A 20856-nucleotide genomic window follows, 5' to 3' on the forward strand; every position below is an offset into this window, starting at 1 on the left:
TATTGATGTCCATGAATGAGAATACGTTTTGGATACTCACCTCCCTTGCGGGCGGGCGTGCACATGGCTACGCCGTGCTGCGTGACGTAGAGAGTTTGACGGATGGTGCAGTATCGCTGCCGGTGACAACCCTCTACGCCTCGTTGGAGCGTCTGGAACGGGACGGGCTTGTGCTCCGCGCTGGCGAAGAAATAGTTGATGGCAGGGCTCGCCGCTATTACGATCTGACGGACGCCGGCATACAAATACTGACGTTGGAAAAGGAACGGCTCTCTGTTCGCTTGGGGGCTGCGGAAAAGCGGTTGGCAGGCACCGCTACTACTGCGGGCGGTACTTTGCCAGGCAGCGTTCTGCCGGGAACAAGTACTGCTGGCCGTGCTGTCCCTGGCCGTGCAGCACCGGCCACTTTGGGTTGGGGGTTCACAGGATGAGCAGTCCGAGACGCAAAAAGTATGCACGCCTGCTCCGCTGGTATCCGCAACGCTGGCGCGCAGAACATGGCCGTTTCATGCTGGACACATTGGATGAATATGCCAGCGATCAGGGGATCATGCGGCCATCGCTGGCTGAGGCATGGTCCATCCGCTCCCATGGAATGGGTGAGCGGGCAAGCTATCGCTGGGCAGTAGTCTTCGCGGCTCTTTCGCTGGTGGCCTTTTTTGGGGCCGCAGTAATTCTCTTGAGCAACACCCTCTTAGTTCCAGAAGTGGGTGTTGTGCGAACTCTCTTAGCAGTTTTGGTGGGACCGCTCACCTTGGCCGTTGCCGCCATCGTGATTCTGCATAGGAGAGGAACACTCTCTGCCCCCGCTGCCCTATGCGCGGCCATGGGCACCGTGCCAACCTTTACTTTCACGGCCTTGGCAGCCATGAGTGTGGCCCTCGGTTTCGACGAAGCCGATGCCGGTACAGCGAGAACATGGTTCGCTTCGGCAGGCCTTTTGTTGATCCTGCTCACCTGGTGTACCGGCGCTTTGACCCTCCTTGTTCCTCTACTTTCAGTGCTAAAAAATAAGCTCCCGAGGACGCTTCGATGGGTAGTGGCCAGCCTCATGGCAGCATTCCTGTCCCTGATTCTGGCTGGGCTGGTGATGACATCTGGGCAGATCTTTGGATCCTTGCCGGCTGCTGCACTGCTTTTGCTGGCAATCATAAAAGCTCAGCGCTCACAGCAGGGTGTGCAGCCGGGGAAGTTGCCGGGCGCAGGCCTGAGCCAGCCTCCGTACCCAGTGAAGGTGCCGAGCTATTCTGCAGGCACCAAATCTGGCTGCAATAAAACTGGCTTCATTAAAATCAGCGCAGTGGCTCTCTTCTCTTTGGTACTAGGAATGACCTGTGCTGCTTTTGCGCTCACCGGCAGCAACTGGGGCGCGGGAGTGGGGGATGCCAACCGCGCCATGAACCTTGGGCTGGCCGCAGGAGCCCTTGCTACGCTGCCGGTAGTGGTTTTGAGTGCAGTAATGCTCCTGCCGCGATTTGGTGCCGTGATGTGGTTCTCCGCTGGTTTGGCCTGCGTGGCACTCCTAGTTGTAGCGGTGGCTCAACTCCTTGGTGCCGAGCACTCGCTGCAGTGGCCGTTGATTCTTGCTGCGGCGGTGATGGTGGGCTTTGCGCTTGCCGTGCCGCTGGGGCGCTGGATTTCCGGAAGTCTGACTCTGAGGGTTGCCGCCCTAGGCGGCCTTGGTCTGGCCTGCTCTTTGTTGGGAATTTATCTGGTCACCGCGGCCGCCTTCGTGGCGCCGTGGGGTGCTGCGGTACTGCTCTTTTACTCACTGCGGCGCCTCGCCCACCGGAAGCCACGGGTGGGCCCGCATCTGGTGAGCCAACACTAGGCTTGCGGCCGTGACTTGCTGCCGTGGGCTAGTGACTCTATGCTCAATCCATGGCAATTTCCCCAACGCTTCCCGAACTCAAGTTCGAATCAAGTGGCGGCTTACAGTTCTTGGAGCGTAGCCACTGCGGACTTCAGACCCTTGTTTTATGTGGGTTCGTTGCTTCGGTGAAGCACCAGTGAAGTCATGAGTAACGCGCGCATCGCCTTGGTGGACGTGAACAACTTCTACGTCTCCTGTGAGCGGGTCTTTGACCCAAGGCTGGAAGGGCGCCCCGTCGTGGTGCTTTCCAACAATGATGGCTGTGTTGTGGCACGCTCGGCTGAAGCCAAAGTGCTGGGCATCGCCACTGGCGCGCCGTGGTTTCAGATTCAGGGGCAGGCCAAGGCTTGGGGACTGGTGGCCCGCTCGAGTAACTATGAGTTGTATGGAGATTTGAGCGCCAGGGTCATGGAAGTGGTGGGGCGCTTTGGTACGTGGCAGGAGGTGTACTCCATCGATGAGTCCTTTATTGGGCTGATGGGGGACCCCGCCCAACTACAGGCCGCAGGGCGCGATATTCGTGCCGCCGTTATGCGCCATGTTGGGGTTCCGGTGTGCGTTGGTGTGGCCTCGACGAAGACGTTGGCGAAGTTTGCGAACCGGATTGCAAAGCAAAACGCCGGCCTGGACGGGGTGTGCGCGCTGGAGTCGATGCCGGGGGATCACGTTGCGGGCATCCAGGCGCGCGTGCCGGCGTCGGGCCTGTGGGGTGTGGGGGAGAGGACTTCCTCGAGGCTTAAGCTCATGGGCATTGAATCCATCGCCGATCTCAAGGCTGCGAACCCTGCCCTGATTCGCAAGAAATTCTCCGTTGTGCTGCAGCGAACAGTGCTCGAACTCAATGGCACTCAATGTATTCCCCATGTTGAGGAACGCGTAGATAAACAGCAAATCATGTTCTCGCGCAGCTTCTCCCAGCCGGTCACCACGGTGGAAGGCATGGAGGAGGTCATGGCGGTTTACGCTCAGCGTGGCGCGGCCCGGCTCAACGAGGAGGGGATGCGGGCCTCAGCCATGACGGTTACCGCCGGCACTAGCCGCTTTGCGGCGGGTGAGGGGAGTTTTCCCGCCGTGACCGTTCGATTCGACAGGCCAACCAGTGACCCCATCACTTTTGTCCGTGCAGCCGTTGCCGCCATCCGCCACCATGCCGTTGCAGGCGCGTCCTACCTGCGTGCAGGGGTCTTGTTTAGTGGGCTGGAACCGGCGTCCGGCACGGAGGTGCTGGATATTTTCAGCACCGAGGCCAGCCAAGCAGACGTTAGTGGGGTCCTAGGAAACGTACGGAACAAGTTCGGCAGCGCCGCCATTGGCCTGGGGATCGGAGGGTTCGCCCAGGCCCCTCAATGGTCCATGAAGCGTGAACATTCCTCACCCCGCTACACCACGGAGTGGAAGGAACTGCCCGTGGTGCGGGCATAGCCGTCCCCACATTCTCCGCGGTCAGGTTTCTTGCGGGAGCTTTCCTGCCTCCCCTTTTTGTGCTTCCTCCACTTCGTCTGGGCGCACCTCGCCGGACAAGCGGAAGGTAGCTAGCAGCCCGAGGACTAAAAATCCCGAAGCTGCGAAGGCCGAGTACCGGGTACCGTCGCTGAACGCCGCGCGCGCGGCATCGGCCACCTGAGGATCCTTGGCCGCCAGGCCAGGGATGGCCCCACCAGCACTGACTACCACCGTGTCCACGATTTGGGTGCGGGCTGACTCCGGAAGCAGGGGAGTCTCATCGGCGAGCCGGGCATTCAAAGACGTGCCTACGGAAGTGAAAAGAATGGTCCCGAGAATGGCTATCCCCAGAGCTGAACCAATCTGGCGGGCGGTGCTGGCAGTTCCGGAACCTTGGCCGCTTTTATTCACGGGAACGTCCTTGAGTACCACTCCTGTCAGCTGTGCCGTGGCCAGACCCACACCGAACCCGTAGACAAAGAGGAACGGGATAATGCTCAGCCATGTCGAATTAGCGGAGATGACGAGCCCCAACCCGGCCACGCCAAGAATTTCAGCCACAATGCCAACCCGCACAATAGCGACGGCGGTGATCTTATCGAGCACCACGCTGGAAAGGCCGCTAGCGGCAAAGGAGCCAATAGCAAGAGCCAAGAGGACCAGCCCGGTCTGTAGTGCGTTGTAGCCGATGACGTTCTGCAGCCACAACGGCAGCGAGAGGATGATCCCGAATTCCCCGAGGGAGACAATCATGGCGGCGATGTTTCCGTTACGGAAGGACGGGATGCGGAACAGCGCAAAGGCCAGCAGAGTTGTTTTACCGGCACGTTGGCGGTGGAGGCCCCAGAGAACAAAACCCACACCTGATGCCACAGTGATGGCGAACGCCACAGGGATGGGGGAGAGCGCGAACGGCCATATCCATGTGCCAAAGGTGGGTGCTTTGCCGGGATGAAGGAGCCACCAGCCGTAGCTTCTTCCTTCGATCAAGCCAAAGACCAAGGATGCGCTGGCTAAGACGGAGAGCACCGCGCCGATTACATCGATGCGCCGAGGATCAGCAGAGTCCTTTGACTCAGCTACGCAGAGCAGAACGCCCGCAATGATAATCACGGCCAAGGGCACGTTGATTCCAAAGGCCCACCGCCACGAATAGTACGTGGTCAGCCAGCCTCCCAACAATGGGCCCACTGCCACCATGCCGCCAATGGTTGAGCCCCACACCGCGAAGGCGATGCCACGTTCCCGTCCTTGGAAGGTGGCATTGATCAGTGACAAGGTGGTGGGCAGAACCATGGCACCGCCAACGCCTTGGATGATCCGGGCAACAATGAGCAGATCCCCCGACGGTGCCAGTGCCGCGAAGACTGAAGCGGCGGCGAAGATTACCACTCCCACCAGGAGCGTCCGGCGGCGACCATAACGGTCCGCAAGAGTCCCAAAGACCAACAACAAGGCAGCAAAGACCAGAGTGTAGCTCTCTTGAACCCACTGGACCTGGGTTGATGAGATGCCAAGATCACGAACTATGGACGGGATGGCCACGTTCACGATGGTGGAATCAACAATGATCAACGCAACCGCAATGCTAATGAAAACTAGGCCCGCCCAGCGGCGGCGAATGCTTGTCATCGAATTTCCCCGTTCAGAGGCTGATGGGAGAGTTTGGACGGCCACCAAATAGCGCGGCCAATGTCATAGGAGAGAGCCGGCACCAGCAGTGAACGCACAATCACCGTATCTAGGAGCACACCGAACGCGACGATGAAGGCAATCTGTGCCAGGAACAGGATCGGAATCACCGCCAAGGCAGCAAAGGTTGCAGCCAACACCACCCCGGCCGAGGTGATGACGCTGCCCGTCATGCCCAAGCCCCGTAGAATTCCCGGCCTGGTACCAATCCGTAGCGACTCCTCCCGGACCCGCGTCATGAGGAAGATGTTGTAGTCCACTCCCAGCGCCACCAAGAATACAAAACCGAACAAGGGCACGGCCGCGTCAGCTCCGGAGAAATGGAACACGTGATTGAAGACCACCGCCGAGACGCCCAATGCCGCCACGTAGGAGATGACAACGCTGGCCACCAGCAACACGGGAGCCACGATGGAGCGCAGCAACAACATCAGGATGAGGAGGATGACCAGCAGGACGATCGGGATAATTTTGACCAAGTCACTTTGCGCTGTGGTGTTTGTGTCCAAGGCTATGGCAGTCACTCCACCAACCAGGACTCCTTGATCTACGGCCGGAAGGTCTTGACGAAGGGAGCGCACCACTTGTTCTGCCGCCTGTGAATCTGGCTCCGAGCTGAGCACTGCATTGATGATCACTTTGCCCTCTCGCACCACAGGCGCGGCGTCAGTGCCGGGGCGAACATTTCCAACATAAATTGATGCCGAGCTGATTCCTTGCGTAGCCGTAGCGGCAGCCAGCACTGCCTCAGCCTTGCCCTGATCGGCCACCACCACCACAGGGCTGCCGGAGCCACTGGGGAAGTGTTGGGCGGATACTTTCTGACCGTCTACGGCTTGAGACGCAGTCAGAATAACTTCGCTTTGCGGGACACCATTGGCCTGCAGTTGCACTATGCCCGCACCGCAGGCGAGCAGAACCAGAAGCGCGATGGCCCAAGTGGCCCTGGGCCGATGCGAAATCAGTGTCCCCACCCTCTTCCACAGTCCGGTAATACCCTCAAGGCCGTGAACAGTGAGGGCAACGGTGCTGTGGGCCTGTCCGTGCAGTGAATCAACCTTGGGACGGAACGGCCAGAAGGCGGCACGTCCAAACAGTACGAGAAGGACCGGCAGAAGAGTCAGAGAAGAAAGTAGCGCGAACACGATCCCGATTGCAGCGATAGGGCCCAAACTCTTGTTGGAGTTCAGGTCTGAGAACAGCAAACAAAGCAGGGCGATGATCACTGTTGCTCCGGAAGCAGCAATCGGTTCCCATGCTGCGCGCCACGCCCGATTAATCGCGGCCCATTTCGATTCGACGTGGTGCAAAGACTCCCTGAACCTTGCCACGAGAAGCAATGAATAGTCCGTGGCAGCACCAATGACCAGGATGGAGAGAATGCCTTGGCTTTGCCCGCTGAGCTTGATCCACCCCCAACTAGCGAATGCATAGACAAAGAGGATCGCGGCAGACAAGGCAAAAATCGAGGTCAACAGGACCAAGAACGGCAACACAATTGAGCGGTATACCAGCAGCAGGATCAAGAAAACAGCTCCTGCTGCTACCAGGAGCAGAATGCCGTCAATGCCGCCGAAGGCATTGACCAGGTCTGCGGTGAGACCAGCCGGGCCGGTCACGTAAGCGGCCAAGGAGGGCGATGCTGCCGTTGCCGCTACAGCGCGAAGGTCACTAACAACGGTATTGACGTCATTTGTATCGCTGATAGGAACAATGAATTGAACAGCTTTGCCGTCTTTGGACGGGATGGGTCCTGTGACAGAACTAGTGGCCGGGGATACGGGTAGCTGAACGCCGTTTACCGCGGCAAACTTCGGTGCCAACGTAGAGAGATCGGCTAGTTGGGCAGGGCTGAGTGCTGAATCAGAGGCGAAGACAATAAGAGCGGGAATGGCCTGAGAATCCGTAAATTTCTGTTGCCAAGTATTGACCTCAGTGGACTCGGCGCTCGCAGGCAGGAACGCTGCCTGATCGTTACTGGAGACCGAGGACAGTTTTCCAAAGGTTGGCCCGCCAAAGCTCGCAGCGCCGAGCCAAATGATGAGCAACACTGCGGGGAGAAGGATCCTCAGCCAACGTGCGGGGTGCCAATCGCGGCGATTTTCAGTGATCATAGCGGAGTCAAACCCTCTCCGGAGGCGGTGTTGAGGAGATAGTTCGGAGAACCACTCGATTGCTAGTTTATCTAATAAGTAGTCTGGTTAGCCATATCTAGGTGAAAAAAATATGTTACTTCCGCCTATGAGTAACACTCGAAGTGCCGTCCCGTAGGCTCGGGGAATGCCCTTGCCTCAGCCACCCCGGTCCCCGCATAAAAATTCATCCTCCTTAGCGCCAGTTCCACCCAGGCCGTTGCGGTCAGTGGATAAGCGCAGGTTAGTGGGGAGGCGCGCCGGCCTTGCCGCCGCAGCCGCTGCCACCGTGGTGGTGGGGCTGGCTGTGCATTTTTTGATCGCAGGCGATCTGGCATCCTTGGTGGCCGATGCTCTGTACACCGTTCTGATCTATCTTTTAGTGGGCTTCATCTTCCCGGCGGCCCGGCAGTACTGGCTTGCAGTGGCGGCTTTCGCCTTCAGCGCCATGATTGAACTGTCCCAGCTCACCGGGATCCCGCAGCAGCTAGCGCAGAGCTTTCCACCCTCGCGGCTGCTCTTTGGAACCACCTTCTCAGCGCTGGATCTGGTGGCTTATGCACTGGGCGCCATGGCGGTCTGCGCTGCTGACGTCTTGGCGTCCCGCCGAGCAGTCCGTGCCAGAGCTGTGGTGGATGCGTGAGAGCGGCCACGCTGGGAAATATCCCGGGGAGAGTTGAGGTTGGCGCTAGGGAGACCCTCGTTGAAAGGCATCACCCATGACACTGCCCGTATCCATCCTTGACCTCGCCCACATCGGCGAGGAAGGCATCCGCGAAAGCTTCCGTGCATCCGTGGCGTTGGCACAAAAGGCCGAAGGCTGGGGGTACAAGCGGATTTGGTTTGCCGAACACCACAACATGCCTTCCATTGCTTCCTCGGCCACAAGCGTGTTGATCGCCCATGTGGCTGCCCATACCAAAACCATTCGCCTCGGCGCCGGCGGCATCATGCTGCCCAATCACTCGCCGCTGCAGATCGCAGAACAGTTCGGCACGCTGGAAACCTTGCACCCGGGACGGATTGATCTTGGCCTGGGGCGGGCTCCCGGCAGCGACCAGAACACCATGCGCGCACTTCGCCGCGACCCGTCCGCGGCAGACACCTTCCCGCAGGACGTGCAGGAACTGCAGGCCTACTTTGAGGGTCAAACGCGGATCTCCGGCGTTAACGCCTACCCAGGCAAGGACACGCACGTGCCGCTGTACATTCTGGGTTCCTCACTCTTTGGTGCGCGGCTGGCCGCTGCCTTGGGGTTGCCGTACTCCTTTGCATCGCACTTTGCGCCGCAGGCCTTGGAAGACGCTGTGCGGATCTACCGCCGCGAATTCAAGCCATCGGCCGCGCTGGCCGAGCCGTACGTGATTATCGGCGTGAATGCGATTCTCGCAGACACCCAAGAGGAGGCCGACGCGCTGCAGCTGACCGCCCGGCGCCGCCGCGTGGGTGCCTTGGTTGGCGGCGGGCGCACCTTCACTGACGCCGAATCAGACCTGTTGCTGGAATCGCCCGCGGGCCAGCAGGTGGAGAACATGATGCGCTACTCCGCGGTGGGAACAACTGATGTGGCACGCGCTTACCTGGACGAATTTGCCGTGAAGTCTGGTGCCGACGAGCTGATCGTGGCCACCCAGATCACCGACCGTGCCGCCTGGATTCGCAGCTTTGAACTGCTGGCACAGGCCATGGAACTGGGCAGCTGAGAAAACTTCTGTATTGAACGGGAGCGGTGGGCTCTGGAGTGGAGCATCTCAGGGGACCTTCGGCAGGTGGTGGTGGTCTGCCAGTGGAATACTCACGGCGGCCACCAGCACTCCGATCACCACGCCCACCAGGGTATCGGCAACCCGGCTGAAGGCGGCCGCCGGGCCCAGGTGCGAGCCCAGCCCTGTCATGATCAGCGCCATCGGGGTCACCGCAATGGTGGTCAGCGTGTAGTTCTTCATCACCAGCAGCTCAGCCAACACCTGGAACACAATAACCAGCGCCACCGACGGCCAAAAACTCAGCGACAGCGAGAGCAGCGCTATCGCAAGCACGGCCCCAATGACATTTCCCAGCAACCGCTGGATGCCGCGCTGCACCGTGTGGCCGTAGTTCAGGCCCTGCAGCGCTGCCACGGCACCCATGGATGCCCACAGCGGATGGTCAAGGCCAAGCCCGACGGCGGCCCACCCGGATAGTGCCGATGCGCCGGCCATGCGCAGGGCCTGGCTGGTGCTGGCTCTGGAACGCAGGCCCGCACCGGCAGTGCGCCAGAAATTACGGGGCTCCTGCGGCCCAGTGGCAGGGGAGCTGACCGGCCTCGCCCCGGCCGAGGGCTTTCCACGTAGGGTGCGCAACTGGTGTTCGTACCCCCAGAGCCTTTGTAATGCCAGGGCCAGCGACTTGCTGCTGGCATGGCCCACCGTGGCAATGACGGATTCAACCTCGTTCAGAATGAGGTTCAACGCTTCTGCGTCTTGGCGGCGCTGCCGGGCCCGGACGGTTGCGGGCCGGACGGAGCCGGAGCCGCTGCCGAAGCTACTGCCCGCGCTCAGCGCCACCGATTCCCGGGCCCCGCGCACGGCGGCGCGGGCGGCACCAAGGTGGGTGCCGCCGTGGGACGCGTCTGCGGGGAACTGCGTGGCCAGGCGCACCACGGCCGTGATGGACCGGGCCACGGCAAGGCGGGCCGGCCCTAGCGGGTTCACCAGAACAGGGGCCATTGCGGCGAGCCACCCCACGGCGGCGCCGATCCCCAATGCAGCCACGATGGGGGCAACTCCGACCAGGCTATTCGCGTAGGCGGCGCCGGCAGCGGCGGCAAAGACCATGATGACGGCGCCCGGGCCGGTGATCCGGAAGGCGGCAAAGATGTGAGAGGCCAGGCCAGCAATGAGCGATAGCACAGCGATTTGCGCCGCCATGGGGACGCCAAGAACGCCGAGCAGGGCGCCGATGCCGACCGTGACCAGCATTGCTGCAGCCACGATTCCCAGCATGGGAGCCAACCGGCGGTAGGGCTGGTAGCGGCCGAAGGCGCTGGTCAGTGCGCCCAAAGTGGCCACCCCGGCCAGTTGTTGCTGGCCCATGAGCCCGCCGGCAACCAAGACCAGGCTCGCCGCAATGCCCACCTTGATGGCCGGGGCAAAGATGGCGTCGGCCGGGTGGATGGCAAGGGACTTGTACCAGGTGCGGGGAGCCACAGAGTGGGCCAGGGCCGTGCCACAGTGGCGAAGCCGGGAGGTCATGATCATCTTTCCATTCTACAATCTATTTTACTAGTAAAATAGATGTGAATGATGTGAGAGTAGTCTCTAGACTGGATCCATGAGTGTACATGTAGAGTCGGGTGACTTCGTTGACAGGGCGCGGAAGGGCTGGGCACAAGTGCGGCCGGACCTGGATGTGGCCAGTATTGAGGTGATGGGGCGGATTGCCAGGATTGGTGCCTTGGCTAACCACCGCGCGGAGCGCCATTTGGTTCCCGAAGGGCTGACCCGGGCAGAGTTCGATGTCCTGTGCACCCTGGCCCGCAGCGGTGCCCCCTTGCGTGCCAGTGAGGTGACTGCCTCGACCATGCTCAGTGGAGCCTCCACCACCAAAAATGCCGACCGGCTGGCCAGACGCGGACTGATCGAGCGCCTCCCCTGGGAGCATGACGGCCGGGTGGTGCTCCTGCGGTTGACGGTTCAGGGGCAGGAGTTGGTGGATCGGGAATTTCCGCGTTTTCTGGAGCGGGATCGCCAGATGCTCTCCGGTCTGAGCGCGAGCGAACAGGCAAAGCTGGCCACGCTGCTGCGTAAAGTCGCCTTAGCCGCAGAGTCTTCCAGCTAGGCCTCGTAACGCCACACCTCGTTGCGCCACCATCGGATTGTGTCCTCCGCGGCAGTAGCCCACCCGGGCCGGTAGCGTCGATTGCCGGGCACAGCTGCACACCAGCCACACTCACCGACCCGTATTCCAAGCCAAAGGGACTGGCAATTCTCGCAATTCTTGTGGCGCGAATTAGCCCAGCGCAGGCAGCCGGGATAGCAGGGCCTGGGCGGCCGCCGTCGGATCTTGTGCTTCGGTGATGGCGCGGACAACAACAATCCGGGACGCGCCCGCCGCCACCACTTGCTCCACATTGGACAGCTCCACCCCGCCAATGGCGAACCACGGCTTGGTGGTGTTCAGCGATGCGGCGTGCTCCACCAGGGAAAGCCCGACGGCGGCACGGCCCGGCTTGGTGGGGGTGGCCCAGAGAGGTCCCACACAGAAGTAATCGGCGTCGGGATGCTCCGCGGCGGCCGAAACCTGGGCGGGGTCGTGGCTGGAAAGGCCCATCGAGACCGGCCCCAGAAGTGAGCGGGCGGCAGTCAGCGGCAAATCCTTTTGACCAATGTGGAACAAGGGTGCGCCACTGAGCGAAGCGATGTCCGCACGGTCATTGACAGCCCACAACTTGCCGCATTCCTGTGCAACAGAACGCAACACGGCCAGCAATTCAAGCTCTTCTGCTGCCTCAATAGATTTATCGCGCAGCTGGATAATATCAACACCGCCAGCAAAGGCGGCCCGCAAAAAATCGGCAAAATCCCCCTGTTTGGCGCGGGAATCCGTGCACAAATACAGTTGGGCGCTCTGGATCGAGGCAACGGTGTGGGCGGGGGCGCCGTCATGGATGGCAGAAATATGGCTCATGTCTCATAGACTAGTGCAGTACCGCGGGAGCCAGTGAAGCTGGCTGAGAGGGCGCCTAATGCGCCGACCGAAATACGCCCCCAGCGGGCGTGGAACCTGATCCGGGTCATGCCGGCGTAGGGAAGGAAGGCATTGTGGCCGATATTTTAAGCACCGACGTAGCCGTCATTGGCGGCGGAATTGTGGGCCTAGGCATCGCCTGGGAAGCCCAACGCGCGGGCCACACCGTCACAGTGATTGATCCTGCCCCCGCCACTGGTGCAACCTTTGCCGCCGCCGGTATGCTGGCCCCGGTCAGCGAACTCCATTACCAAGAAGAAGAACTACTGGCGCTGACACTCGCCTCGGCCGCACGCTGGCCCGAGTTCGTGGCTTCGCTGCCTGTTAGCTTGAGTGCCGCTGAGGCGGAAGCTGCGCGGGGGACCGGCTTCAACGTTTCGCCCACCTTGGTTCTGGGCGGGGACCCGGCGGATCGGCAAGCGCTGGCTGATTTGCACGAGGTTCAAAAACAGTACGGGCTGGACTCGGAACAGCTTTCCATCCGCGAGGCCCGGGCCCTGGAACCACTCGTCGGCCCACACATCTCCTGCGCCTACCTGATGAAACAGGACCACCAAGTTGACCCGCGTGCCATGGCCACCGCGCTGCGCATGGCACTGGAAAACGCTTCAGGGGCCCGGGGTGCCGTCTCAGAAGGCACCGAAACAAACGTGCCGGCACCAGCGTTCGTGGCGGAGACCGCCGTCGGGCTTCTCCACAAGGATCCGGCGGATAGCCACTCGGGCGTGACCGGTGTGCTGCTGGCCGACGGGCGCGAAATCCATGCGCGTGAAGTGGTGGTGGCCAATGCCCTTGGCGCCCCGCAACTGGCCGGCCTGCCCGAGGGGCTGAAGCTGCCGGTTCGTCCCGTCTACGGTGACGTTTTGCGGCTGCGCGTGCCGGAGCATCTTCGCCCGCTGACCACGGCCACCATCCGCGGGCTGGTGCGCGGGGTGCCTGTCTACATTGTGCCGCGCGAAGACGGCACCGTAGTGATTGGGGCAACAAGCCGCGAAGACGCCAACGCCGGTGTCAGTGCCGGGGGAGTACACCAGCTACTGCGCGATGCCCAGGTGTTGCTGCCCGCCGTGGCCGAGCTTGAACTGCTCGAATGCACCGCCCGTGCCCGTCCCGGAACCCCGGATAACGCACCGCTGCTGGGCCGGGTCGCCAGCCGTAAGGGGCGCGACATTCCCGGGCTCATCATCGCCACCGGTTTCTTCCGCCACGGCGTCCTGCTCACGCCCATCGCCGCCCTCATTGTCCGCCAGCTGCTCGGTGACATCACGGACCTGGCCTGGACGCATTTCCGCCCCGACCGTTTTTCTCCATCACTCACCGCTGGCACCGCTGGCCCCGCCGGCCCAACCTCGATACCGCTTGCCGGCCCCGCGGGCCCAACCGCATAGGAGCAACCATGTTCACCATTCAACTCAATGGCACCACGGAAACCCACCCCGCCGGGACCACAGTTGCGGACCTTGTCACGGCCACCACCGGCAGGGCGCTGCTCGCCTCGGGACAGGCTGCCGACGGCGGCCGGCTTGGTGTTGCCGTTGCCCGCAACTCAGGCATTGTGCCTCGCAGCCAATGGTCCGCCACTGCCGTGGAACACGAGGACGAACTTGAAATTGTCACCGCAGTACAGGGTGGCTAAGATCCCCGCCAACACATCATTGACCGTCCGAGACCGAAAAGTGAATGCCATGACCGAAACACTGACCCGTAACGATTCCCTGGTAATTGACGGGATTGCGCTGAACTCCCGGCTCATTATGGGCACCGGAGGTGCTCCGAGCCTGTCCGGACTCGGTGCCGCACTCATCGCCTCCGGCACCGAGCTGACCACCGTGGCCATGCGCCGCTACTCGGTGGATGAGGCAGCGGGAGGTGGCACCAATTTGTTCCAGTTGCTGCTCGAGAACAACATTCGCATTCTGCCGAACACGGCCGGCTGCTTTACGGCCCGTGAAGCTGTGATGACAGCGGAACTGGGGCGTGAGGCGCTGGATACCGACTGGGTGAAATTGGAGGTCATCGCTGACGAGCACACCTTGCTGCCCGACGCCCTTGAACTTGCCGACGCCACCGAGCAGCTTGTCAACCGTGGCTTCAAGGTGTTCGCCTACACCAACGATGACCCGGTTCTGGCGCTGCGCCTGGAGCAGCTTGGAGCCACCGCCGTCATGCCGCTGGGTGCCCCCATCGGCACCGGCCTGGGCATCTTGAACCCGCACAATATTGAATTGATTGTTTCCCGCGCGTCCGTTCCCGTGGTGCTCGACGCCGGAATTGGCACCGCCTCCGATGCCGCCCTTGCCATGGAGCTGGGCTGTGACGCCGTCCTATTGGCCACGGCAGTCACCCGTGCCCAAAATCCGCTTGTCATGGCCGAAGCCTTCAAACACGCCGTGATCGGTGGAAGACTGGCAGCACAGGGTGGCCGCATTCCCAAGAGGGCCCACGCCTTGGCTTCCTCGGCCATGGATGGCCGCCCTGACCTGTAGAACTAGAAAAGGAGCCTGCCATGGCGCCCGCAGATGATGTGTTGACCCGGACCCAGATCGATGCTGAACTGGCAACCCTGCCTCAGTGGCGATACGCCGGTGAGCTGCACACGGTACTGAAGTGTCCCACCTCAGCCGCGGCCTTGGAACTCTTTGCCGCCATCGGAGAGCAAGCGCAGAAAGCCAACCATCACCCGGATGTGGACTGGCGCTATGACACCTTATTTATTGCCACCAGCTCCCACGACGCCGGTGGACAGATTACGGCGCGGGACATTACCTTGGCCAGAGCCATTTCCGCAGCGGCCGAGGCAGCCGGTGCAGAAGCTGCAACGGAAACAAAAAATGATCCCGATCCCGCCTTTTGAAACCGAAATATCGGGCTCCAAAGGCGGGATTGGGATCATTTCCCGGACAGTTCAGCTTTAGCGTGGTACAGCCGCTGCGCAGTTAGTGCATTTGCAAAATTGCGGTGTTGCGCTCCACTTGATGCTGGTGGCGGGCACGGCCTACAAAACCGGCGGTGGCCCAGGCGGCCGCTCCGCCCACCAGCATGGAAAGAATCCAAGGCATCCAAACGGTGGCGCTGTCATTATTTAGCCCCACAGCCATGGTGAGGATCCAGACCAAGAGAGAGGCAGCCACGGCGGCACCGGCGGGGAGCACTGCCCCGAACATGGCGCGGTGCTTGTCCACAGCCCAGGCAATAGCGCCGAAAGCGGCGGCGGTGAGGGCAATAATGACCAGGGCAACCATGAATGTTTCCGTCTCTACGAGCTGTGGATCAGTGACAAAAAAGGGTTCTAGAGTGCGCCGAAGCCTACACCGCGAGCCTTCTCGCCACCCAGTTCAACGTATCCCAGCGCGGTGCCCGGAACAATGATCATCCGGCCCTTTTCGTCTTTAAGACGCAGCTCGGAGCCCTTGGCCAGAGCTTCGGAGACCTGGTTGGCGACGTCGTCCGCACTCTGATCGGATTCAAGGATGATTTCACGGTTGATGTTCTGGATGCCGATCTTGATTTCCACAGCTGTCTCCTTGGTGCACACGTACTTTTAGATGGATATTACAACCACTCTAGGGGCAGCTTGTCAGGATTCCTTGGGGAATCGGCTAATTCCGCGCCAAGCTAAACGGTAAACCAGATCACTGGCCACATCTAGATCAAGGTCGCCGCTTTCTTCGAGCCAGTACCGTGCGCTGACCTGGGCCATACCCGCCAACGCCCGGCCCAGCAGAGCTGCCTCAACAGGGGGCAACTTAGTATCCTCGGCAATGACAGCACCAATCGCGTCGGCGTAGTTGGCATTGAACGCCTCCAGCCGGGCAGCTACCTCGGGATCGTTTACAAGATCGGATTCAAAGACCAACCGGTGTGCCTGATCGTCGTTGGCCATGAATTCAAAGTAGGCCTTCATGGTGGCCTGAACCCGCAATTTGTTATCGGAGGTGGAATTCAAGGCAGCCACCAGCATTTTTGTCAGAGCATCCAAATGGCTCTCCAACAGTGCCAAATACAATTCCCGCTTGCTGGGGAAATGTTGGTACAGGACAGGCTTGCTGACCTTGGCGGTTTCGGCAATTTCATCCATGGCGGCACCGTGATAGCCATGGTTGACAAACACCTCCAGCGCAGAGGTCAGCAGTTGTGCTCGGCGCTCATCACGCGGCATGCGGCTCGACTGCGTCTTCGGCGCGGGGCTATTCTTCGCGGCTGGATTCAAAGTCATGATGGCTGCCTTTCCCTCCGATGCCCGTGGCTGGTGCATGGGGCGGTTCGTGTCATTCTACCGGCCGGTAATCAGCCATAGGGCGCAGACTTGGCCGGATTACTCGGGCTAATTATGGGTAGGGGCCGAGCAGGCATGGCGTGGGACCAGGAATACTGCCTGGATCTGAGCCACATCTTCATAGGGCCCCCACGAAAAGAAAAGGGGCCGCCGGTGAGGGCGGCCCCTGGGTGCGCCTGAATCAGGTGCACAGAAACTTAGGATGCGGGGATGACAAGACCCTTGAACTCGGTTTTGAGGAAGTCCCTCATATCCTGTGAGGTAAGCATCGTGAAGAGCTTCTGCACGCGGGGATCATCCTTCATCTCCGCCTTTACCGCCAGCACATTGTAGAAGGCGCTGTCCTCTCCCTCCACCAAGAGCTGCTTGTCTGCGCTCAGGCCTGCAGGCAGTGCGAAGGCCAACGTGACGATCGCCGCGTCCTTGTCATTGAGGGCCTGCGGGAGGCTGGCGTTCTCAATCTCGGTGAACTTGAAGTTCTTGGGGTTCGCGGTGATGTCCTTGAGCGTGATGGGGTTCTCTTTGACCTTAATCAAGCCCTTGGACGCCAACAGCAGCAAGGCACGGCCTTCATTGGTGGGGTCATTGGGGACGGCGATGGATGCGCCGTCGGGCAGTTCGCTCAGTGTGGCAATGTCATTGGAGTAGAGGGCCATCGGGGGCAGGTACACCTTTCCGACACTGACCAGGTCCTTGCCGGAGGCCTTGTTGTAGGTCTCCATGAAGGTGGTGTTCTGGAACAAGTTGGCGTCAATGTCACCGTCACTGAGGGCAGCATTGGGGGTGTTGTAGTCGCTGAATTCCTTGTAGTCCACGCTCAGCCCATCCTTCGGGGCCAGTTCTTTGGACACGTACTTGAGCATGTCGCCGGCAGGAACAGCAAGAGCCCCGACCTTGATGGTGTCAGCGGCTGACTCGGAGCCCGCGCCGCAAGCGGTGAGGGAGAGGATAGCGGCTACGCCAACCGCGGCGGCCTTGAGCATTGTGGAACGGATCATGTCAATTCTTTTCTTAGAGGTGTTTGCATGGACGGACTCTCCCGCGACATGCACTTTTTGACGGTTCGGGGATTAAAGCTGAGGAACGGACGGGCGCGTTTCTTAGCGGTGTGAAAGACGCCGCGCGGCAAAGTTGCCCAGGGATTGAAATAGCTGCACCAGCAAGATCAAGAGGATGACCACGGCAAACATGTATTCAGGGCTATAGCGCTGGTAGCCGTACCGGAAGGCCACATCGCCCAGACCGCCACCGCCCACGGCGCCCACCATGGCCGAATAGCCGATGAGCCCCACAATGGTGGTGGACAGCCCCAATGCAATGGCGGGCACGGCCTCGGCCACCATGACTTTGGAAAGAATGGTCCAGCGGGTGGCACCCAGTGATTCGGCGGCCTCGACCAGCCCAATAGGCACCTCACGGATGCCGATTTCCACCAACCGGGCGAAGAACGGGATGCCGGCAATGGTCAGTGGAACAATGGCTGCCGTGGGGCCAATGAAGGAGCCCACAATCAACCGGGTGAACGGAATCAGCAGGATCATCAAGATGATGAAGGGGATGGAGCGGCCTATGTTAACCAGCAGGTCCAGCACCTTGTTGATGATGATTCCCCAGGCGCGGCTGCCGAAGGGTTTGGCAAGGAGACCGCCAGCTTCGGTGGTCACCAGGACAACTCCGGCACCCAGGCCAAAAATCACGGTGAAAAGCAGGCTGATGCCCACCGTGTACAACGTTTCACCAGTGCCCTGTAGAACCGTCTCGAAGAGGTCACTCCAAAAGGACGGGTCATTGCGGTCTAGCATCCGATTACCTCCACAAAAAGTCCTTGATTGCGCAGATCTTCGATGGCTGCGGTGACGATTTCCCGTTGGCCGGGAAGTTCCAGCCGGGTTCTGCCCGTTTGGCGCCCGTGGATGGTTTCAATGGCGGCACCTAAGATACCCACGTCAATGCCATGTGTTCTGGCCAGCTGTGCAATGACGGGGCGGTCTGCAGTAACACCGTTGAAGGTGATCTCAATGATGGTGTTTCCGTTCTTGGGAATCTCACCAAGTTGGAAAAGGGCCTGCCCCAGCAGGGACTTTTTGGTGGTGAGCAACCCCTCAACAGTGCCTTGCTCCAAGATCCTGCCCTGGCTCATGACAGCAGCGGAATCACAGATTCTCTTCACTACATCCATCTCATGAGTGATCAGCATGACGGTCAATCCCAGTTCCCGGCTAAGTTCACGAATCAGATCCAAGATCTGCCGTGTGGTCTCAGGATCCAATGCTGACGTTGCTTCATCGCTGAGGAGCACTGATGGTTTGGAGGCAAGCGCACGTGCTATTCCTACCCGTTGTTTCTGGCCGCCGGAAAGTTGGGCAGGGTAGGCTGCGGCTTTGCCCTCTAGCCCCACGAGTTCCAGGATTTCCGCTACACGCTTGCGGCGTGCGCCCCGGTCCATGCCGGTGATCTCCAAGGAGAGTTCCACATTGGATTGGACAGTCCTGCTGCTCAACAAGTTGAAATGTTGGAATATCATGCCGATGTTGTGGCGGGCCGAGCGCAGCGCGGCACCCTTAAGGCGGCTGATATCCGCCCCGTCAACAGTGACCGTGCCGCTATCGGGGCGTTCTAGAGAATTGATGGTCCTGATGAGGGTGCTCTTGCCGGCACCGCTTTGACCAACGACGCCGAAAATCTCGCCCTTGGCGATGTTCAACGAGACATTCTCGAGTGCATGGACGGCAGTATCCCCTGAGCCGTAGCTCTTGCTGACCCGGTCAACTGAAATCATGGTGCTCCTGTTCCCGCTGGTAGTTTTCGGCATATCCCACAGGCGCGCACAGACGGCACACCGCAGAAAATTCTCCCAAAGGCCAGTCACTGGAGTAAAATCAGAACTATCGAGGCCTCAGGATAGAAATGGCGGCACTTAGTTCATTCAAACGAACGGCAATGACGCAGCCGGCTCCATCCTCACCGTCAATGTCCGGATTTTCATCGGCCAGATGGCTACCGCCCTGCAATGAGATCTTGCTCACACACATGTGTGGGTTTATAGCCAATGCTTATTCACCAAGCGGTTCCTTCGCATACCGCCCACACCAACCCCCGCCCACACCAACCCCCGCTCACGCCAACCCTCGCCCACGCCAACCCTCGGGGTGGCGGCTGGGGCAGGCACACCTTAGATTGTTAGCTATGGTTTCCTTGATCCAGCCCTTACTCGCGAGCACCTCAACTTCTGCACCACTCTTGCCGCCTCTTGTGGAGCCCGGCCCGCCCTTGGCTGCGCAGGAGCTGGAACGGTATTCCCGCCACGCATTGATTCCCGAAATTGGGTTGACGGGACAGCGCCGCCTCCGCAACGCACGTGTGCTGGTCATTGGAGCCGGCGGGCTGGGATCGCCAGCCCTGCTGTACCTGGCGGCGGCAGGGGTAGGCACGTTGGGCATCATTGATGATGACACCGTGGAATTGAGCAATCTGCAGCGTCAGGTGATCCACGGGGTGGGGGACATTGGCCGCTCCAAGCTGGAGTCTGCCCGCGATTCCATCGTGGAGTTGAACCCCGGAATCAATGTTCGCCTGCACCCTGTCCGGCTGGATTCTTCCAACGCCCTGGAACTCTTCGCCGACTATGACATCATCTTGGACGGCGCGGACAACTTCGCCACCCGGTACCTGGTCAACGATGCCGCCGCCATCCTAGGCAAACCGTATGTGTGGGGTTCCATCCTGCGCTTCGATGGCCAGGTCAGCGTCTTCTGGGACAAGTTCGGCCCCAACTACCGTGACCTTTACCCCGAGCCGCCAGCCCCCGGCACTGTGCCATCCTGCGCGGAGGGCGGCGTTTTTGGCATGCTGTGCGCCTCGATTGGGGCCATGATGGTCACCGAAGCGGTCAAACTGATCACCGGCATTGGCCAGAGCCTTTTGGGCCGGCTCCTGATTTTCGATGCGCTCACCTCCCGCTGGCGTGAAATCCGCATTGCCAAGGACCCCGCAGCGGTCCCCATCACGGAACTCATTGACTATGAGATTTTCTGCGGCCTGCTTCCAGAGGTGAAGAACGACGCCGATCTCATCTTCGCTGATCATCTTGCCGAACGTTTGGCCAACCGAGAGCAAGGCAAAGACGACTTTGTGCTGGTGGACGTGCGTGAGCCAGTTGAGTTTGAGATCTCCCGCATCCCCGGCTCAGTATTGATTCCGCTGGCGGGTATTCGCGACGGCTCCGCGCTGGATAAATTGCCGCAGGAGATTCCCCTGATTGTGCATTGCAAGGCCGGCGCCCGCTCGGCCCAAGCGTTGGCGAGCCTGCGCGCGGCCGGGTTTGCCGACGTCGTACATCTTGATGGGGGGATTGATGCCTGGACCCGTTCCGGGCACTAATGCCTTGGTGGCCGGAGACAAACCGGGCGTACAGGAGTAAATTGCCCCTCAAAGAGTTCTTCCCAAAAGAACACTTCCGCACGCAGGTCAAGGGGCACCATATGAATCATCTTCAGCATCAGCCAACGCCGCAAGCTCCCATTGGGTCAGGCTTTAATCATCACACCACGGCAGCCATGGTGGTGGAAGGCATGGACCTCTCGGGGTGCGCGGCCATTGTCACCGGCGGGTATTCAGGACTCAGGACTCTGGACACGCTCTGGTGACGGGTTCGGGGTTCGTCGATTTTTCGGGGTTTTTCTTGATAAAAGCCTGTTAATTTTGCCCGTTAT

Annotated in this window: 22 protein-coding genes; 12 read left to right on the forward strand and 10 right to left on the reverse strand. The window is 60.4% G+C overall.

All coding sequences use genetic code 11. From position 1 onward, the window contains the following. The first annotated feature begins 11 nt into the window (after positions 1-11). From ABIB48_RS15770 to ABIB48_RS15780, 3 genes are all read left to right on the forward strand, one after another. Positions 12-431 (forward strand): PadR family transcriptional regulator, encoded by a 420-nt coding sequence (locus tag ABIB48_RS15770; protein ID WP_354213579.1) that lies wholly within the window; start codon positions 12-14, stop codon positions 429-431. Beyond that, entirely contained in the window at positions 428-1831 is a 1404-nt protein-coding gene (locus ABIB48_RS15775) for a hypothetical protein (RefSeq protein WP_354213580.1), read from the forward strand. Before ABIB48_RS15770 ends, ABIB48_RS15775 begins: the two co-directional genes overlap by 4 nt. 186 nt (positions 1832-2017) lie before the next feature. Further along, a complete protein-coding gene (locus ABIB48_RS15780; RefSeq protein WP_354213581.1) occupies positions 2018-3295 on the forward strand; it encodes a Y-family DNA polymerase in 1278 nt (425 codons plus the stop codon). A 21-nt stretch (positions 3296-3316) separates the two neighbouring features. Here ABIB48_RS15780 and ABIB48_RS15785 read toward each other — a convergent pair whose 3' ends face one another. Both ABIB48_RS15785 and ABIB48_RS15790 read right to left on the reverse strand, forming a co-directional pair. Then, entirely contained in the window at positions 3317-4948 is a 1632-nt protein-coding gene (locus tag ABIB48_RS15785) for an MFS transporter (RefSeq protein ID WP_110107006.1), read from the reverse strand. Beyond that, positions 4945-7122 carry an MMPL family transporter gene (locus ABIB48_RS15790; RefSeq protein ID WP_315912917.1) on the reverse strand — a complete coding sequence of 726 codons (2178 nt, stop codon included), beginning with the start codon at positions 7120-7122 and terminating at the stop codon, positions 4945-4947. Before ABIB48_RS15790 ends, ABIB48_RS15785 begins: the two co-directional genes overlap by 4 nt. A 247-nt stretch (positions 7123-7369) precedes the next feature. Here ABIB48_RS15790 and ABIB48_RS15795 point away from each other — a divergent pair, with 247 nt between their 5' ends. Together ABIB48_RS15795 and ABIB48_RS15800 are read left to right on the forward strand one after the other, a co-directional pair. After that, a complete protein-coding gene (locus ABIB48_RS15795) occupies positions 7370-7783 on the forward strand; it encodes a ribosomal maturation YjgA family protein (protein ID WP_170120996.1) in 414 nt (137 codons plus the stop codon). Between the two features lie 76 nt (positions 7784-7859). Continuing rightward, positions 7860-8843 carry an LLM class flavin-dependent oxidoreductase gene (locus ABIB48_RS15800; protein ID WP_110107009.1) on the forward strand — a complete coding sequence of 328 codons (984 nt, stop codon included), beginning with the start codon at positions 7860-7862 and terminating at the stop codon, positions 8841-8843. Between the two features lie 48 nt (positions 8844-8891). On the opposite strand, the gene ABIB48_RS15805 is transcribed toward ABIB48_RS15800, so the two are convergent. Continuing rightward, positions 8892-10379, reverse strand: a complete 1488-nt coding sequence (locus ABIB48_RS15805; protein ID WP_354213582.1) for an FUSC family protein — start codon at positions 10377-10379, stop codon at positions 8892-8894. Positions 10380-10452: 73 nt separating this feature from the next. Here ABIB48_RS15805 and ABIB48_RS15810 point away from each other — a divergent pair, with 73 nt between their 5' ends. Beyond that, entirely contained in the window at positions 10453-10959 is a 507-nt protein-coding gene (locus ABIB48_RS15810) for a MarR family winged helix-turn-helix transcriptional regulator (RefSeq protein ID WP_354213583.1), read from the forward strand. Between the two features lie 171 nt (positions 10960-11130). On the opposite strand, the gene thiE is transcribed toward ABIB48_RS15810, so the two are convergent. Beyond that, positions 11131-11808: a thiamine phosphate synthase gene (gene thiE, locus ABIB48_RS15815; RefSeq protein ID WP_354213584.1), complete on the reverse strand. Its 678-nt coding sequence runs from the start codon at positions 11806-11808 to the stop codon at positions 11131-11133. 134 nt (positions 11809-11942) lie between these two features. Here thiE and thiO point away from each other — a divergent pair, with 134 nt between their 5' ends. The 4 genes from thiO to ABIB48_RS15835 are packed head-to-tail and all read left to right on the forward strand — an operon-like array spanning position 11943 to position 14722. Then, positions 11943-13256 carry a glycine oxidase ThiO gene (gene thiO / locus ABIB48_RS15820; RefSeq protein WP_354213585.1) on the forward strand — a complete coding sequence of 438 codons (1314 nt, stop codon included), beginning with the start codon at positions 11943-11945 and terminating at the stop codon, positions 13254-13256. A gap of 8 nt (positions 13257-13264) precedes the next feature. Beyond that, positions 13265-13504, forward strand: coding sequence for a sulfur carrier protein ThiS (gene thiS, locus ABIB48_RS15825; RefSeq protein WP_315912922.1), 240 nt, complete (start codon positions 13265-13267; stop codon positions 13502-13504). A 49-nt stretch (positions 13505-13553) separates the two neighbouring features. Continuing rightward, positions 13554-14354, forward strand: a complete 801-nt coding sequence (locus ABIB48_RS15830) for a thiazole synthase (protein ID WP_354213586.1) — start codon at positions 13554-13556, stop codon at positions 14352-14354. A 20-nt stretch (positions 14355-14374) separates the two neighbouring features. Next, on the forward strand, positions 14375-14722 hold the full coding sequence (locus ABIB48_RS15835) for a 4a-hydroxytetrahydrobiopterin dehydratase (protein ID WP_354213587.1): 348 nt from the start codon (positions 14375-14377) through the stop codon (positions 14720-14722). A gap of 82 nt (positions 14723-14804) precedes the next feature. On the opposite strand, the gene ABIB48_RS15840 is transcribed toward ABIB48_RS15835, so the two are convergent. The 6 genes from ABIB48_RS15840 to ABIB48_RS15865 all read right to left on the reverse strand — a co-directional run bounded on the left by ABIB48_RS15840 (position 14805) and on the right by ABIB48_RS15865 (position 18923). Beyond that, a complete protein-coding gene (locus tag ABIB48_RS15840) occupies positions 14805-15110 on the reverse strand; it encodes a hypothetical protein (protein ID WP_354213588.1) in 306 nt (101 codons plus the stop codon). Positions 15111-15157: 47 nt separating this feature from the next. Further along, positions 15158-15382, reverse strand: a complete 225-nt coding sequence (locus ABIB48_RS15845) for a DUF3107 domain-containing protein (protein WP_354213589.1) — start codon at positions 15380-15382, stop codon at positions 15158-15160. Positions 15383-15445: 63 nt separating this feature from the next. After that, positions 15446-16084 (reverse strand): TetR/AcrR family transcriptional regulator, encoded by a 639-nt coding sequence (locus ABIB48_RS15850; RefSeq protein ID WP_110107093.1) that lies wholly within the window; start codon positions 16082-16084, stop codon positions 15446-15448. A 257-nt stretch (positions 16085-16341) separates the two neighbouring features. After that, complete coding sequence (locus ABIB48_RS15855) at positions 16342-17142, reverse strand: MetQ/NlpA family ABC transporter substrate-binding protein (protein WP_354213590.1); 801 nt, start codon at positions 17140-17142, stop codon at positions 16342-16344. A 102-nt stretch (positions 17143-17244) separates the two neighbouring features. After that, positions 17245-17946 (reverse strand): methionine ABC transporter permease, encoded by a 702-nt coding sequence (locus tag ABIB48_RS15860; protein WP_110107018.1) that lies wholly within the window; start codon positions 17944-17946, stop codon positions 17245-17247. Beyond that, positions 17940-18923 carry a methionine ABC transporter ATP-binding protein gene (locus ABIB48_RS15865; protein WP_110107019.1) on the reverse strand — a complete coding sequence of 328 codons (984 nt, stop codon included), beginning with the start codon at positions 18921-18923 and terminating at the stop codon, positions 17940-17942. The genes ABIB48_RS15860 and ABIB48_RS15865 overlap by 7 nt, the downstream gene beginning before the upstream one ends. Before the next feature lie 407 nt (positions 18924-19330). Here ABIB48_RS15865 and moeB point away from each other — a divergent pair, with 407 nt between their 5' ends. Together moeB and ABIB48_RS15875 are read left to right on the forward strand one after the other, a co-directional pair. Continuing rightward, positions 19331-20524, forward strand: coding sequence for a molybdopterin-synthase adenylyltransferase MoeB (gene moeB, locus ABIB48_RS15870; protein WP_110107020.1), 1194 nt, complete (start codon positions 19331-19333; stop codon positions 20522-20524). Positions 20525-20625: 101 nt separating this feature from the next. After that, complete coding sequence (locus ABIB48_RS15875) at positions 20626-20790, forward strand: hypothetical protein (protein ID WP_354213591.1); 165 nt, start codon at positions 20626-20628, stop codon at positions 20788-20790. The last annotated feature ends 66 nt before the right edge of the window (positions 20791-20856 follow it).

Origin of the sequence: Arthrobacter sp. UYCu511 (assembly GCF_040547105.1) — a bacterium.
GTDB lineage: Bacteria > Actinomycetota > Actinomycetes > Actinomycetales > Micrococcaceae > Specibacter > Specibacter psychrochitiniphilus.